Source organism: Endozoicomonas sp. ONNA2, from assembly GCF_024606365.1.
GTDB lineage: Bacteria > Pseudomonadota > Gammaproteobacteria > Pseudomonadales > Endozoicomonadaceae > Endozoicomonas.
Genome location: NZ_JAHHPO010000450.1, coordinates 1 through 2441, shown reverse-complemented (window position 1 = coordinate 2441; position 2441 = coordinate 1). Strand labels below are relative to the sequence as shown.

Sequence of the window (2441 nt, the reverse complement as noted above, 5' to 3'; positions counted from 1 at the left end):
TCAGAAATATATGATTTCATATGGTTAGCTACTTACGGAAGAACCCCAGTAATGAATGACCAATAAAAGCTGCAATATCCATACACGGTCATTCCCGCCCAGGTGAAGATCCACTTCTGCCCATGAATTCCCGTCTTCGCGGGTATGTACAGGCTCTGTACTTGTCCACACTATGGCGACCTGAGACCCAGAAGCTGTTCGCCAACTGTCGTCAGTTTAGCAGGCTCACCGGGTTCCGGGTCCTGTTGATAAGGAAAGTTGCGCCAGCGCTCAGGTGCCCTTTTGTCACGCCACAGCTGAATACGCGCTTCCCGGTTATCTTCGGTACCCGCCGGGAACATGGAGATATATTGGGTCAGGCGTGGCCTTGCGTGGCGGTTCAGGCTGCTGGCATGGGGCAGGCGTGAGTCCCAGAGAATAAAGGTGCCCGCCTTGCCCGCCAGATGGACAATATGATGGCCTTTCAGGTCGTCATCGCCAAAGAGCAGGGAATCACGATTCAGTGTCGTCTGTTTTCCGGTGTAAAGACTGGGAACGCAACAGAATGCTCCCTGATTTTCTGCTGTGTCGGTCAGATAGAGAATGCCCTGGTACCGTGGCAGAAACACTTTTTCCGGATGGCTGTCCAGATGAATCCGGCTGTCGTCTTTCTGATCCGGATGCTCCGGGCGCCAGGGGGGCTTGAAGGAGGCACGATCCAATCTTACCCAGAGATCGTCCGTCTGGAAAAGGTCGGCATACAATCGATAGAGAGGCTCATGCTGGCGGATATCCCAGAGTGCCTGATGGTGATGAATGGGGACAATACCATTACTGCCCAGGTATTTCCGATACCAGGTTACAGGATCATCCAGGTTAACCTCCAGAAAGTCGGTAATGGCGTTGATAGCAGGCTGAAGTAACTGATCAGGCACCAGATCGGGGACGATAATGTAACCTTTTTCCTGCAGTTCGCTCTGATCAATCATTATTCATCCCCCCTGTTCAGTGGCTGTTGATGGAACGTTGTCAGTGCAGCGTTGACTCCAGAGTCTGAGTTCCACAGGACTCTGAAGGTGCGCTATCTTCAAGGCTATCCAGCAAGGCCAGTGCGGTTTTGCGGATAATATCCGTGTTCTTGTTCAACTCATGGTATTTGACAATGCTGATCAGCATTTGTGCCAGGGGATAAATCCGCAGGTGATTTTTAATATCGGCTGGCGACATTTTTCCTGTTGCCTGTTCAACAAAGTCATTGGCACCCCGGGTAAAGCCTTGATGGGCCGATTCGAGAAGGTCCATCGTTGCACGGCCATCATTGCTTTCCAGTAATGACTGGAGCAGGGTGTTCAATGGTTCTTCGTTGCGATGGGAATGGTTATGAGACATCTCTATAGCTCTTGTCTGGGTTTTGTAGAGACTAAAGTGCCATTCATGGCAGTGGTATTCGTATATGTGTCAGAGTCTTGATGATCAGCACAGTGAAAACGGGCTTCATCAAGGTATTCTCACCAGTCAAGCGCGTTACACGACGGGCTACAACTGCGGACGTGATGGGTCTCATGAGTGAACTACCGCAGGTTCAGGCTTTGATCAATAATGCAACCTTTCAGCTGGTTGGGATCAGGCTTGATTAACCGATCAGGTGACCTGACAAGATCGGCCAGATTGGGCAGGGTTGCCACTAACGGAAACTGATGATTGGCCAGCCATGCAACTCAGCGTAGCTTTTGAGTTCCGGGTCGGGGTCGACAGCGACAGGGTGGTCGACTTCTTTCAGCAGCGGCAAATCATTCTGCGAGTCGCTGTAGAAGTAGCTACCTGCCATTGAGTGCTGCGGGTGCTGGTTGAGCCATTCCTGCAGACGATGTACTTTCCCCTGCTGATAAGTGAGGATTCCGGTAACGTTGCCAGTATAGCGGTTGTCACAAATCTCCAGGTCAATGGCCAGCAGGGTATCCACCTTCAACTGGTCAGCAATGGGTTGGGTAACAAAGCGATTGGTTGCTGTGATGATCATAATATAATCACCACGTTGGCGGTGCTGTTCTATCCTCGCCAATGCCTTTTCCAGCAGGATGGGGTTTATGATCTGTTCCATAAACTGACCATGCCAGGTTTCAAGCGCTGCAAGGGTGTATTGAGTTAATGGCTCAAGGCAGAACTCCAGATACGCCCGGATATCCAAAACCCCCTGTTGGTACTGTGCATAAAAGCGGCTGTTACCCTCCCTGAAGCTATCATTATCAACCAGGCCATTGGCGGCCATAAACTCTCCCCAAAGGGCATCGCTGTCGCCAGCGATGAGGGTATTGTCCAGATCAAAGATTGCCAGGGTCATTGTTACTCCGGTTTATTATTCAGGCCACGTGTTGTTCGAGAGGATTATGATGCTCTATCGACCCCAGGGCCAGGGCGACAGAATCGGTCGAACGATCATCCCGATAATAGGATATTTAGCT

3 protein-coding genes are annotated in these 2441 nt (G+C 50.8%); all 3 read right to left on the bottom strand.

Going from position 1 to position 2441, the window contains the following annotated elements; translation table 11 throughout:
* Positions 1–170: 170 nt before the first annotated feature.
* Positions 171–968 (bottom strand): phytanoyl-CoA dioxygenase family protein, encoded by a 798-nt coding sequence (locus KDK14_RS08095; protein ID WP_257264582.1) that lies wholly within the window; start codon positions 966–968, stop codon positions 171–173.
* A 40-nt stretch (positions 969–1008) separates the two neighbouring features.
* The gene (locus KDK14_RS08090; RefSeq protein ID WP_257264580.1) at positions 1009–1368 is read right to left on the bottom strand and encodes a hypothetical protein; all 360 of its coding nucleotides are present in this window, start codon (positions 1366–1368) and stop codon (positions 1009–1011) included.
* A gap of 295 nt (positions 1369–1663) precedes the next feature.
* Complete coding sequence (locus KDK14_RS08085; RefSeq protein WP_257264579.1) at positions 1664–2320, bottom strand: HAD family phosphatase; 657 nt, start codon at positions 2318–2320, stop codon at positions 1664–1666.
* Between the last annotated feature and the right edge of the window lie 121 nt (positions 2321–2441).